Raw genomic sequence first — 12,573 nt, 5'->3', positions numbered from 1 at the left:
AGCACCGCCCCGGCGGCGCCGAGCGCGGTCGGTGCCGCGACCGGGCGGCGTCGCTCCCCCACGGCCGGGGTCAGGCGGTCGGGGCCGCCGGGCCGTCGGAGGCCTGGAGTGCGCCGGCGGGGAGCCGGTCGGCGCCCCAGCTGCGTTCGATGTAGCCGACGATCGTGGCGATGTCCTCCGCGGGCACGCGCTCGGGCTCCCCGTGCTCCAGCGGGTCGCCGTGGAAGATGTAGAGCCGCGACGCGAACTGGTCGAACGGCAGCGACGCCTCGCCGAAGCGTTCCCCGTTGCCCGCCGTCGAGACGACGACGCCGTCGCCCCAGTCCTGCCCGCTGTCGTTGTTCGGGTTGTAGAAGTACACCCGCATCACGTCGTTCGGGTCCGGCGCGACCCGCAGGATGGCGATGGCGTGCCAGCCGACGTAGCGGGCGGCGCTGTCGGTGACCGCGATCCCGGCGGGCTGCGGGTGGATCAGCGGCTGGCCGCCGTTGTACCCGGGGTGGTAGCCGGCGTGGAACTGACGCAGGAACGCGTCGAGGTCGGTCAGGTTGCCGGTCCCGACGTCGACGTTGATGTGGAACCCGCGGGCCGCCCACCAGCCGTGGAACTCGGGGTTGACCCAGCGGTGCGGGTCCCCGGGCCGGTCGGAGCAGCGGCGGCCCATCTCGGCGTAGATCCGGTCCAGGTGCGGGACGACGACCAGCGACACCGGGTCGAGGTCGATCGGCAGCTTCTCCGCGACCCCGGCTCCGCTCTCCTGCGACGAGATCCGCTGCCCCTCGAAGTGCATGACGATCTCGTCGTCGCGGGCCGCCCAGACGACCATCTGCAGCAGGTAGTCCGGGTCGTTGTAGGCCCACATGGACAGGGCGCGCGCGGACTGGCAGGTCGGGTTGTCGCCCTGCCCGACGCCGAGCGGCTGGCCCAGCATCGACAGCACACCGGCCAGCAGCCGCACCTCGGGTGCGGGCTCCTCGCCGAACGCGGCGACCAGGCGCTCCCGCGCGGCCGGGCCGATCTCCAGCGCGATCTGGCGCCAGAGCCCGGGCACGACCGGCGGTTCGTAGAGGATGCCGCGGTCGAGCAGCAGTGCCAGGCCGTAGATGCACTGCGCGGTGTGCGGGGTGACGGCCTCCTCGATCAGCCGGTGCACCAGGTCCCGGAAGCGCAGCAGGCAGTTCTTGCCGGTGTCGGACAGGCCGAGCGCCTCGGCAAGCAGGTAGTCGCTCTCGTGGCGCAGGAACTGCAGCAGCTCCGCGTGGTACGGCGACACGAGCCCGGTGTCGTGCATGGCCCGGGCGAACCCGGCGGCCTCGTACTGCAGGCCTCCGGTGTCCATCGCCTCCAGTCGGGAGCGGAAGACGTCGATGCCCGGGTCCTCGCGGCTCGCCTCGGTGGTCCCGAACAGCGCGGTGATCAGCCGGTCGAGTCCCTGCCCGGAGGACAGGTCGACGCTCGGGTCGCCGCGCCACACCGACAGCCGGGTGATCAGCGACGACACCTGGTCGACCTGGATCGGGCGCTGGCGCAGGATCCGCCAGATCTCGTCCACCAGCTTGTCCAGGACGCTGTCGTAGCCGATGCCCTCGGCGATGTGGCGGAACAGGTCGCGGATCATCTGGGCCGTCCGGCCCTCGTGGACCCGCTCCGCCTCGGTCGGCGGGGTGAACAGCAGCTCGAGGTTCATCGCCAGCACCTGGGACAGGAACTGACGGGCCTCGTCGGCAGAGATCGCGGGGTGGTCGTACTCCCCGAGGGCGACCGCGAGCATCCGCAGCTCGCTGGTCGCCTCCATCACCACCGTGTCGGCGACGCCACTGTGCAGCCCGGCCCCGACGAAGGTCGGAACCAGGATGTCCGGCTGCGCCCAGTCGGTGCCCGCGAACACGCCGGCGTCCTCCAGCTCACGGGCGCGGGCCTGCACGGCGGCGGGCCCTCCGTCCTGCAGCAGGACGCGGCGGAGCTGCTCCAGAACCCTGCGGATCTTCGTCGTCTTACCGAAGTCCGGGGTCCGGGCCAGGTCCCGGGTGGCGTCGTCGAGCGAGACCAGGCGCCTGTCCAGCACCGAGGTCCCACTCGCGACGTCGACGGTCGGTTTCACACGGCTTCCCTCGTTCGGGCTCCACGGCCAGGGGCGGGGGTACCCGCCCTCAGACGTAGAAATCGAGTTCTTCCTGCTTCTTCAACAGATCGCGCATCCGGTAGGGGTCATCCCCGAAGAAGTAGAGCAGACCCCAGTGCGTGCCGAACGCGGTCCTCTTCGTCACGGTCTCCTCGACCGGCGACGTGAGGTCGTGCGACTCGTAGTAGTCGTCGTCCTCGGTCTCCTCGGGGATCTGCAGGCTGCTGACGACGCGGCGGCGCGGGTAGACGCCGAAGCAGCCGGCCACGCCGGAGGCACCCTCGACCTCCTTCGGGAAGAAGGCGTCGATCTCCTCCTCGGTGGTCTTCGGGTCGAAGGCCAGCACCATGCCCTGGTAGGCGTTGAAGCCGTAGGAACGCTCGAGCAGCTCGAAGACCTTGAAGCCCGGCGGGCGGTAGGCCACCTCGCCGAAGTACATCTCGCCGTCGGAGGTGACGAAGTACTCCGGGTGGACGAAGCCGAACTCGATGTCGAAGGTCTTGATCAGCTTCTCGATCTGCGCGGTGATCGCGGGCCGGTACTTCTCCAGCTCCGGGGTCGCCGGCACGAACACCGAGTAGCCGAGGGTGACGTACTCGGAGATGTTGAGGAACTTGATCTTCCCGTTGTGCACCCACGCCTCGACGGCGAACTCCCACCCGTCGAGGTGGGACTCCATCAGGAGCGGGAACTCCTCGTCCGGGATGTTGTCGATGTCCTCGTAGGTGCGCACCACGCGGTGCCCGAGGCAGCCCGCCTTGTCGAACGCCTTGATGTGGATCGGGTCGTTCGGGTCACCGTCGAGCTTCAGCAGGGTCTGGTTGACGCGCTTGAGGAAACGGACGATGTCATCGCGGTCGTGGGCCTCCTCGAAGATGCCCACCCGGATCCCGCCGAGCTGTGCGCGACGCTTCATCAGCGCCTTGTCCCGGAGCAGCATCGCCTGCCCGAACAGCCGCGGGTTGTCGAGCAGCACGGAATTGATCGCGCCGGCCCATTCCACGGTTTCCTCGAATAGTGGGATGGCGACGTCGACGCCCATCTCCTGCAAGGTCTCCGCAATCTCCATCGATCGGTCGTTCAGCCGCTCGAAGTTCCACGGGACGTACGGGATCTCGTGTTCCTTGCAGTACTCCTCGGCCCAATCCGGGGCCACGACGACGTACCGGCGGTCGAAGCGGTCGATCGCCTCCACCGCATTGAGACTCCACCCGAGAAGTGCGACGTATCCCTTTTCTGGATTCTTGGCGGCTGAGTCGGACCGAGGCATGGAAAAGCAACCTCCCGATGTCGACGAATTAAGGCGGCAAATGCTTGAGTCCACACCGTACCCTGAGTACGGCGCAGCGGCGGATCGTGGCGGCGGGACTCAGTCGTCGTCGGGTCCGGCGACACCGGAGAGCCGGACCAGCCTGCGCAGCCGCCCGGCGACCGTGTCCTTCGTCAGCGGCGGGTCGGCGAGACGGCCGAGCTCCGCCAGCGACAGCGACGGGTGCTCCAGACGCAGCAGCGCGGTCTCCCGCAGGTGAGGGGCGACGTCGTCGCCGAGCGCGCGCAGCGCCGCCCGGACCCGCTCGGTCGTCGCGGCGGCGGCCGTCGCCGCCCGGCGGGCGTTCACCGTCTGCAGCGACCCGTCCGCGGTGGTCGCGCCCCGCGGGGCGACCGGGACCCGGCTCAGCACCTCGGCCACGCCCGGCGCGCCGACACTGCGCAGCAGCGCTTCGGCGCTCTCCGGGTCCCGCACCACGACGCGGTGCTCGCTCACCGTCTCCTGCGGCGCAGCCAGCACCCCGAGCCCGCGGGCCGCTCCGACCAGTGCGAGCACGACGGCCGGACCCGGGCAGGTGACGACCAGGCGGACCCGCCCGGCCGGCCGCACGACCCGGCCCCGTGCGATCAGCGCCCCGCGCCACACCCCGGCGGCAACGGCGGGCCCCGCAGCGACGACGGCGGGTGGCAGGCCGAGCACCGGCCGTCCGGTCCGGTCGACCAGACCCGTCGCCCGGGCCAGGTCGGTCCCCGGCGCCGTGACCCGCACCTGGTAGCGCAGGATCGCCCCGCCGCCGGTCACGACCTCGGCCCGCAGCCCGCCGCGACCGTGCAGCGCCCCGAGCTCGGAGCGCATCCGCAGCGCGGGGGCCGGGGCGTCGAACTCGGCGTGGATCGTCGTCCTGCCGTCGCGGACGCCGACCTCCCCCGCCAGGCGCAGCTGGGTGACGAGCCCGGCATGCCGGACACCGGGGCGTTCCTCGCGGACCACGCCGAGTTCACGGTGCAGCTCTGCGGTCACGCGCTCCAGGTCGAACACGATCGTCTCCTGCGGATGGGAGGCGGCAGGGCGGGGACACATCCCCCGAGGTGAACCCCGCCCTGCCCGGAAGGGCGGAGCGCCGGGGCGCCCCACCGTGGTGGGATCAGTCCTCGGACGGGTCGGCGTGCATCGGGCAGCGCGGGTCGATACAGGGCCTGCTCTCGGCCCCGGCCCGGAACGCCGCGTTCGCCAGTACCGAGCACAGGCAGCCCTGGGCCTTCGCCCGCGGACCGCCCGGCGCCAGATCGTCGACCGGCACAGGACCGGGCCGGCCCCCGCCGTTAGCCCCCTCGGACATGGCTCCCCCTCCGCACGACTGCGCGCCCGGAGTTCCCCGGCGACGGGGCCCGTGCGCAGATACATCCGGCGGTCGCCACGAGGGTCCGGGACCTGCCGGGGCGACCGGCTCGCGACGGTACCCTATACGCCGAGTAACGCCTATTTCGGCACGACTCTCACAGGGAGTAGTGATTCGCGACTCAGAGTCAACCCCCGCTGTCGCCCCACCCCCTCGATCTGGGTCCAGATCAGGTCCGTCAGGTGGGTGGTGACGACATCGCGCCCGGGGGCGTTCCCGGTCGCCCGGCCCCGCAGCCACCACTCCGCGGTCCCCTGGACCGCGCCGACCAGCGACTGCGACCACACCCGGACCAGCTCGGGATCGTCGAGGCCGAGCACCTCGGCGTAGGACCCGAGCAGCCCGGTCAGCGCGGAGGCGATGAACTCCCGGCCGGCGTCGACCACCTCCCCCCGCTGCCCGGGCAGGCGGCGGCGGAACAGCAGGTCGACGCCCGGTGAGTCGTCGAGGAAGCCCATGACCGCGTCGACCGAGTCGTAGATCCGCTTCCAGGCCGCGCACTCCCGGTAGAGGGCGGGCATGAGCCGTTCCATCAGACGGTCGGTCGCGCGCTCCGCCATCGCGTCGAGCAGCGCGGCCCGGTCGCCGAAGTGCCGGTAGATCACCGGCTTGGTCACGCCCGCCTCGTGCGCCACCTGGTCCAGGCCGAAGTCCTGCCCGTCGCGGCCCAGCACGACCAGTGCGGCGTCGACCACCTGTTCCCGACGGCGCGCGCGGTGCGCGTCCCAGCGCGTACTGCGGCCGTCGGACCGGAGGTCGTCCGCGGCCCCGGGTTCCGTGCGCTCGGACGACACGCCCACCATGCTCCTCCCTCGGCGGGCCCGGCGGGAGGAAGGCCGGACCCCGGGCGACAGTGGATCACGAAGGCCGCCGGCCGACTCAGCGTGGCGCGGTCATCCCCCTCGCGACGAGCTCGGCGAGGGCGGTCGCCCCCTGGTCGTCGATCGGACCGCCGTGCACCGCCACCCGCCAGAACGGCACGCTGCCGAGCAGGTCGACGACGAGCTCCGCCTCGACCCCGCCGGCCTGCTCCGGCGTGATCTCCCCCCGCGCGACGGCCCGGGCGAGCACCTCCCGTGACCGGTCCCGGCGCGGCCCGGACAGCCGCTCCCGGAACGCCTCGGCCAGCCGCGGCGACCGGCGTGACTCGGCGAGCAGGTCCGGCACGATCGACGCCAGCCGGGGGTGGTCGAGCCAGTCCCGCATCCCGACGACGAGCGCATGCAGGTCCCCGACGAGCGTGCCGGTGTCCGGTGGCGGCTCGGCCGGGACCCCGAAGCGGCCGACGACGTCCATGACCATCTCGTCCTTGCCGGGCCAGCGCCGGTACAGCGCGCTCTTGCCGACCCCGGCGCGCGCCGCCACCCGCTGCATCGACAACCGGCCGTGGCCGACCTCGGCGAGCTCGGCCAGCACGGCGTCGACGACCGCCTCGGTCAGCTCGGGCCGCAGGACGGCGGCTCCGGACGGGGCACGGCGCGGAGTGGACACGACCCCAGCATAGCGACTGGACGGGACGGTACCGTCTCGTCCATAGTCGTCGGGACGGAACCGTATCGACGCAACGGAGAGACCGATGGACGACGACGCCCGACGACGGCGCGCCCACACCACCGTGGACGCGGCCCTGGACCGGCTCCTGGCCCACGACATGGCGGGCTTCGCCGCGCTCTGGGCCCCCGACGGCACGATGACCTTCCCGTTCGCCGCGCCGGGCTCGCCGCGCACGCTCACCGGGCGCGACGCCGTCGCCGACTACGTGGCCGGGTACAACGACCTGCTGCTGCCCACCGCCGTCGTCGACGAGGTGCGGCACACGACCGGCGACCCGGACACCGTCGTCGTGGAGTTCGGGGTGCACGGCACGGTCGTCGCGTCCGGGGCGGACTACGCGCTGCACTACGTCGCGGTCGTGACCGTCGGCCCGGACGGCATCACCGGCTACCGCGACCACTGGAGCCCGCTGGAGGTCCAGCAGGTGCTGGGCCGTACGGGGCTGGCGGAGGCCACCCGATGACCGTCCTGGTCACCGGGGCCACCGGCACCACCGGGCGGCGGGTCGCCGCGCTGCTGGAGTCCGCCGGGGCCGACGTACGCCGGGCCGCCCGGTCCACCTCGCCGGGGTTCGACTGGCTGGACCCGGCGACCCACGACGCCGCGTTCGAGGGAGTGGAGAGCCTGTACCTCCTCCCGCCGCTCGCCACTCCCGACCCGGCCCCCGTGGTCGCCCCCGTTCTGGAGCGGGCGGTCCGGCGCGGTCTGCGCCGGGTGGTGCTCCTGAGCGCGGCCGCCGTCGAGCGCGGCACACCCGGGCTGGGCGTGGTGCAGGACGTCGTCCTGGGCACGGTCCCGGAGCCGTCGGTCCTGCGACCCTCGTGGTTCACCCAGAACCTGCTCGGTGACCACCTCACCGCACGCGGGCTGCGCGCCGGCGAGGTCGTCACCGCGACCGGGGACGGCCGGGTCCCGTTCGTCGACGCGGGGGACATCGCCGCCGTCGCCGTCGCGCTGCTGCTCGACCCGGCGCCGCCGGAGCCGGACGTGCTGGTCACCGGTCCCGAGGCGCTGTCCTACGACGACGTGTGCGCGATCTGGACCGAGGTCACCGGCCGGCCGGCCCGGCACCGCCCGGTGAGCGTGTCCGCGATGACCGCCCGGCTCGTCGCCGACGGGATGCCCGCCGACTACGCCGCCGTGCTCGCCGGGCTCGACGGGCTCATCGCCACCGGGGCCCAGGCCCGCACGAGCGACGCGGTACGCCGGATCACCGGGCGCGACCCGCGAAACGTGCGGGACGTCCTGCAGGAGGCCTGCCCGGCCCGGCCATGACCGCGGCCACTCCGACGATCACCCCCGGGCACCGGCGTGCGAGGCTCGCCCACGGACGCAGTGGGCGACGCGAGGAGGCGTGGTGCGACGGGTGCTCTGCCGGGAGTTCGCCGATCCGGAGCGGTTCGAGCTGGTGGAGGAGCCGGGCCCGGAGCCGGGACCGGGCGAGGTGCTCGTCGCCGTCGAGGCCGCCGCGGTCAGCTTCGTCGACGGGCTGATCGCCCGCGGCGGCTACCAGCTGCGACCGCCGCTGCCGTTCACACCCGGCACCGCGGTCGCCGGGACCACCGCGGACGGCAGGCGGGTCGCCGCCCTGCTGACGAGCTTCGGCGGGTTCGCCAGCCACGTCGTCGTCGCCCAGGACCGCCTGGTCCCGGTGCCCGACGGGGTCGACGCGGGCGTCGCGGCCAGCTCGATGGAGAGCCACGGGACGATCGCCTTCGCCTTCCGGCACCGGGTCACCGTCCGCCCGGGCGAGTGGGTCGTCGTGCTCGGGGCGAGCGGGGGGATCGGGCAGGCCGCGGTCGACCACGCCCGCGCCGCCGGGGCGCGGGTGCTCGCCGTCGCGTCCACACCGGACAAGCGCGCGGCCGCGCTCGCCGCCGGGGCCGAGGCGGCCGTCGGCTACGACGCCCTCAAGGACGCGATCCGCGAGCACACCGGCGGTGGCGCGGACGTCGTGATCGACCCGGTCGGCGGCGACGCCGCGGAGGCCGCGCTGCGGGCGCTGGGCGCCGGCGGCCGGTTCTGCGTGCTGGGCTTCACCTCCGGCGCGATCCCGAAGCTGCCCGCGAACGTCGTGCTGCTGCGGAACCGGACCGTCGTCGGCGTCGACTGGGGCGACTGGTCGCGCACCGACCCCGCCGCGTCGCGGGACCTGGCCGAGGACGTGCTGCGCCGGATCGGTGCCGGGGAGCTGCACCCGGCCCGCCCGCGGAACCTGCCACTGGCCGACGCGGCGACCGCGACCCGCGCGTACGCCGAGCGCTCCGCGGTCGGGAAGCTCGTGCTCACTCCCTAGTCATCAACCCTGATGACGGGCGGTAATGGCCGCGTCACGCCTCTCGACAGGCCGTTCGTCGGAGCGGAAACAGCTCCGGTCGGGCCACTACGAGGGGACCAGTCATGACCGCCACCCAGCCCTGGACGACCGTCGCCGAGCCGGTCCCCGCGACCCGCGGGAACACCCCCGCCACTGCCGGCTTCTGGCTCTCGGTGCTGGGCATGGTGGTCGGGTTCGTGCCGGTGTTCGGCCTGCTGGTCACGGTGCCTGCCGCGCTGCTGTCGCACGCCGGCCGCGCCCGTTTCCGGGCCGGCGGGGCATCGACGCCGGGCCGCTCGACGGTCGGCATCGTGCTCGGCTGGACGGCCACCACGCTCTGTGTGCTCATGACCGTCCTCGGGATCGTGGGCGCGGCCACCGCTCCGGTGCGTCCGCTCGCGGCGGCCCCGGCCGCTCCCGCCGCCCCGGCGGCGCCGGTGCTGCTGACGGTGCCCAACGTCGTCGGGATGACCGACGTGCAGGCGCGGGACACGCTCCGTGCCGCCGGGTTCACCCAGGTCGTCCTCGGCCCGTCGACCGGCTCGGTCGCCGGGGTCGCCGCCGGGACCGTCACCACCCAGCTGCCCGGCCCCGCGGCGCTGGCCTCCGCCGGTGACCCGATCACGATCGGCGAGGCCGCCGCCCCGCCGGTCCCGCCCGCTCCGGTCGTGGTGCCGCAGAGCGCCCCGGTCACCGAGTCCGCCCCGCAGGCCGCGCCGCTGGTCGCCGACACCGACGTCGACCGGCCCTACGTCCCGGCCGCGCCGCAGCCCCTGGTCTCCTCCGGCTCATCGTCCTCCGGCTCGTCCGGCGGCGGCTCGGCCTACTACACGAACTGCGCCGCGGCCCGCGCCGCCGGGGCGGCCCCGCTGAGCAGCGGCGACCCGGGCTACCGCTCGGGCCTCGACCGCGACGGCGACGGCATCGCCTGCGAGTGAACCGACCCACGTGACCCGGTGCCCGGCGGGACGGTCCCGCCGGGCACCTGCGCGGCTCAGGCCGGCCGGGCCGTCACCCCGGCCCCGCCGTCACCGGATACCGGAACCGGGTCCCAGCCGTTGCGGCGGAGCCCCTCCGCAACGGCCGCGGGTGGGGTGCCCTCGTAGAGCACGTGCAGCACCCCGCCCGGCGCGAGCACCCCGCGCAGCACCGCCAGCTCGGGCCCGGGGTCGCGGGTCCAGAACAGGTTGACGTTCAGCGTGAACGCGACGTCCACCGAGCCCGCCGCGAGCCGCAGCCCGGCCAGGTCCGACCGGAGCACGGTGAGCACGCCGTCGTCGACGGCGGCCGCGCAGCGTTCGGTGGTCCGCGCGACGGCGACGGCCGAGCGGTCCACCGCCCACATCGCGCCGCCCGCGACCCGGTCGAGCCGGGGGCAGACCAGCGACGCCACGGCACCCGGTCCGCAGCCCACCTCCAGCACCCGGGTGCCCGGACGCGCGCCGACGGCGGCGGCCGCGAACCGCGCCCGCGCCGGGACCGCCCTCGCCGCCACAGCGGTCATCCTGGCACGGGCCGGGCACCGACAGGCATCATCGAGGAGGTGGACGAGGTGGTGGGACCCGAGCAGATCCGTATCTCCGACGCCGAACGCCAGGCCGTCGCCGACCGGCTGCGCGCCGCCCACGCCGAGGGCTACCTCGACCTCGCCGAGTACGACGAGCGCGTGACCGAGGTCTGGCGGATGCGCACCCGCGGCGACCTGGGCCGGGTGACCCTGGACCTGCCCGCCTCCTCGGCCCCGCCCCGGCGCGACGGCCTGGTGTTCTCCGCGACGGCCGGGGGCATCGCGATGCGGGTCCTGACGGTCATCTGGCTGTGCATCACCGCCGCGGCCGCCGCCGGGACCTCGGTGCTGGCATTGCTGACCGACCTGAGCCCGTGGTGGTTCCTGGTCTTCTCCGCGCCGACCGGGGCGGTGCTGCTGACGTTGTGGGTGGCGGGCGCGGGGCGCCCGCGGCGCGGCGGCCGGTAGCCGCCGCGCCGGGACCCGTCAGCCGCCCGCCTTCTCCTGCTCGTAGCGCTTGGTCATGGTGTCGACGGCGTCGAGTTGGGTCTGCGCGTGCTTCTCCCGGGTCGAGCTGGCCCGGTCCTTGGCCGCCAGCGTGCCCGCGGCCTGCCCCTGGAACTCGGGCATGACGTGCTGGGCGATGAGCTCGTAGGAGCGCTTGGTCGCGACCGGGTTGGCCCACTCGTGGCCGAGCAGCAGGAAGGCGCCGAACCCGCCGGACTGGTCGACGAGCTTCTGCACCTGCGCCTTCGCGTCCTCGACGGTGCCGATCGCGCCGATCCCGGCGTCGTTGATGAAGTCGATCATCTCCTTGACGTCGCCGCCCGCGACCGCCATCTGCGGGAACGCCGCGACCTTCTGGAAGTAGCGGAACCAGTGCTCGATGCCGTACTCGACCTCGCGGTAGGCCTGTTCCCGGGTCTCGGCGACGTGCATGAGGCCGACCAGGCGCCACTTGCTGCGGTCGGGCGCGGGCTGCCCGTGGTGGGCGGCGCGCTCCTCGACGACGCTCCAGTGGTGGGCCAGCGCGTCGAAGCCGTCCTGGGTGAGGGTGGCGCCGATGGACAGCAGACCGACGCCGTGCTGCCCCGCCATCCGCGGCCCGGTCGGGGACGCGACGGCGGCGACCGCGATGTCGAAACACGGGTCGCTGTAGGGCGCGAGCTGCAGCTGGGCGTCGATCAGCGTGTGGGTCCTGGTCTCGGCGTTCACGACCTCGCCGCGCAGCAGCCGCATGATGATGTCGAGGTTCACCTCGAGCAGCTCACGGGTGTCGGTGGGGTTCAGGCCGATCATCGACGAGTCGGTGGGCAGCGAACCGGGCCCGCAGCCGAGCATCGTGCGACCGCGGGTGAGGTGGTCGAGCATCACCATGCGGTCGGCCACCCACAGCGGGTTGTGGTAGCTGATGGAGGTGACGCCGGTCCCGAGCTTGATGTTCCGGGTCCGCTCCGCCGCCGCGGCGATGAAGATCTCGGGCGAGGCGATGATCTCCGAGCCCGCGGAGTGGTGCTCGCCGATCCACGCCTCGTCGAAGCCGAGCCGGTCGAGGTGTTCGACGAGCTCCAGGTCGCGCTGCAGCGCAAGGGTGGGGTTCTGCCCGGGCTGGTGGAACGGGGCCAGGAAGGTGCCGAATCGCAGTCTGCTCACGGTGACTCCTCGTCGCTCCGGCGCCCGCTCCGTCGGGGGCACCGCCACGACAGTCCTTACCCGTCGTGACCGGCGTCACGCAAGCGTTGCACGACAGTGGCAGACCGGGTGAACGGCCGGTGTACGGACGTCCGTGACGACCCGATAGGTTCCGCGATCATGGGACACCGCGAGGAGCTTCTGGACGGGGCCGCGCAGTGCCTCTACGAGAAGGGGTTCGGCCGCACGACCGCACGGGACGTGGTGGCCGCGTCGGGGACGAACCTGGCCTCCATCGGCTACCACTTCGGTTCCAAGGACGCCCTGCTCACCGAGGCCCTGCTGCGGGCGACGACGGCCTGGGGCGAGGAGCTCGACCGGGCGCTCGCCGAGCCCGCGGGAGGGACCACCGACCCGCAGCGCCGGGTCGAGGAGACCTGGAGCCGGGTGGTCGGCCTGTTCTCCACCCAGCGACGCCTGTGGGCCACCCACGTCGAGGCGCTCGCCCAGGCCGAGCGGCTGCCGGAGCTGCGCGCGAAGCTCGCCGAGGCCCAGCGGGAGGTCCGTGAGGGCCTGGCCCTGACCTTCCACACGCTGCCCGACGACCCGGCCGCCGCGGACCGCCGCGTGCACGTCCTCGGCTCCGTCTACCAGGCGCTGCTCACCGGGCTCATGGTCCAGTGGATGCTCGACCCCGGCACCGCGCCGTCCGGTGTGGACATCGCCGAGGGGTTGCGCGCCATCGCCGACCGGGCCGACGCCTTCGCCTGAT

General features: G+C 73.7%; 14 protein-coding genes. 6 read left to right on the top strand and 8 right to left on the bottom strand.

All coding sequences use genetic code 11. The features are described from left to right. Positions 1-70: 70 nt before the first annotated feature. From NH602_RS05250 to NH602_RS05225, 6 genes are all read right to left on the bottom strand, one after another. Positions 71-2,101 carry a hypothetical protein gene (locus NH602_RS05250; protein WP_073575783.1) on the bottom strand — a complete coding sequence of 677 codons (2,031 nt, stop codon included), beginning with the start codon at positions 2,099-2,101 and terminating at the stop codon, positions 71-73. A 49-nt stretch (positions 2,102-2,150) separates the two neighbouring features. Beyond that, positions 2,151-3,392, bottom strand: coding sequence for an acetyl-CoA carboxylase biotin carboxylase subunit family protein (locus NH602_RS05245; protein ID WP_100879327.1), 1,242 nt, complete (start codon positions 3,390-3,392; stop codon positions 2,151-2,153). Between the two features lie 99 nt (positions 3,393-3,491). Further along, the gene (gene whiA / locus NH602_RS05240; protein WP_073575780.1) at positions 3,492-4,430 is read right to left on the bottom strand and encodes a DNA-binding protein WhiA; all 939 of its coding nucleotides are present in this window, start codon (positions 4,428-4,430) and stop codon (positions 3,492-3,494) included. 106 nt (positions 4,431-4,536) lie between these two features. After that, positions 4,537-4,731: a hypothetical protein gene (locus NH602_RS05235; RefSeq protein ID WP_139282816.1), complete on the bottom strand. Its 195-nt coding sequence runs from the start codon at positions 4,729-4,731 to the stop codon at positions 4,537-4,539. Positions 4,732-4,871: 140 nt separating this feature from the next. Beyond that, a complete protein-coding gene (locus NH602_RS05230; protein WP_253067167.1) occupies positions 4,872-5,585 on the bottom strand; it encodes a TetR/AcrR family transcriptional regulator in 714 nt (237 codons plus the stop codon). Positions 5,586-5,670: 85 nt separating this feature from the next. Further along, positions 5,671-6,282 carry a TetR/AcrR family transcriptional regulator gene (locus tag NH602_RS05225; RefSeq protein WP_062404057.1) on the bottom strand — a complete coding sequence of 204 codons (612 nt, stop codon included), beginning with the start codon at positions 6,280-6,282 and terminating at the stop codon, positions 5,671-5,673. Positions 6,283-6,367: 85 nt separating this feature from the next. Between NH602_RS05225 and NH602_RS05220 the strand changes: the two genes are divergently transcribed. The 4 genes from NH602_RS05220 (at position 6,368) to NH602_RS05205 (ending at position 9,600) form a co-directional block, all read left to right on the top strand. After that, entirely contained in the window at positions 6,368-6,808 is a 441-nt protein-coding gene (locus tag NH602_RS05220) for a nuclear transport factor 2 family protein (RefSeq protein WP_179761296.1), read from the top strand. After that, positions 6,805-7,620 (top strand): ergot alkaloid biosynthesis protein, encoded by an 816-nt coding sequence (locus NH602_RS05215; RefSeq protein ID WP_253067166.1) that lies wholly within the window; start codon positions 6,805-6,807, stop codon positions 7,618-7,620. Before NH602_RS05220 ends, NH602_RS05215 begins: the two co-directional genes overlap by 4 nt. An 82-nt stretch (positions 7,621-7,702) precedes the next feature. Beyond that, a complete protein-coding gene (locus NH602_RS05210; RefSeq protein ID WP_253067165.1) occupies positions 7,703-8,641 on the top strand; it encodes a zinc-binding dehydrogenase in 939 nt (312 codons plus the stop codon). A 104-nt stretch (positions 8,642-8,745) separates the two neighbouring features. Further along, a complete protein-coding gene (locus NH602_RS05205) occupies positions 8,746-9,600 on the top strand; it encodes an excalibur calcium-binding domain-containing protein (protein ID WP_218899291.1) in 855 nt (284 codons plus the stop codon). Positions 9,601-9,656: 56 nt separating this feature from the next. On the opposite strand, the gene NH602_RS05200 is transcribed toward NH602_RS05205, so the two are convergent. Beyond that, the gene (locus NH602_RS05200) at positions 9,657-10,157 is read right to left on the bottom strand and encodes a class I SAM-dependent methyltransferase (RefSeq protein ID WP_179761299.1); all 501 of its coding nucleotides are present in this window, start codon (positions 10,155-10,157) and stop codon (positions 9,657-9,659) included. 48 nt (positions 10,158-10,205) lie between these two features. Between NH602_RS05200 and NH602_RS05195 the strand changes: the two genes are divergently transcribed. Further along, positions 10,206-10,637, top strand: coding sequence for a DUF1707 domain-containing protein (locus NH602_RS05195; RefSeq protein WP_179761300.1), 432 nt, complete (start codon positions 10,206-10,208; stop codon positions 10,635-10,637). 18 nt (positions 10,638-10,655) lie between these two features. Here NH602_RS05195 and NH602_RS05190 read toward each other — a convergent pair whose 3' ends face one another. Continuing rightward, on the bottom strand, positions 10,656-11,822 hold the full coding sequence (locus NH602_RS05190) for an LLM class flavin-dependent oxidoreductase (RefSeq protein WP_179761301.1): 1,167 nt from the start codon (positions 11,820-11,822) through the stop codon (positions 10,656-10,658). Positions 11,823-11,981: 159 nt separating this feature from the next. On the opposite strand from NH602_RS05190, the gene NH602_RS05185 reads away from it, so the two are divergent. Continuing rightward, positions 11,982-12,572, top strand: a complete 591-nt coding sequence (locus NH602_RS05185; RefSeq protein WP_073575772.1) for a TetR/AcrR family transcriptional regulator — start codon at positions 11,982-11,984, stop codon at positions 12,570-12,572. Position 12,573 lies beyond the last annotated feature (1 nt).

Source organism: Pseudonocardia sp. McavD-2-B (genome assembly GCF_024124365.1).
Lineage (GTDB): Bacteria > Actinomycetota > Actinomycetes > Mycobacteriales > Pseudonocardiaceae > Pseudonocardia > Pseudonocardia alni.
Note: the sequence above shows the minus strand (reverse complement) of the source record. Positions and strands in the feature narration are given on the sequence as shown.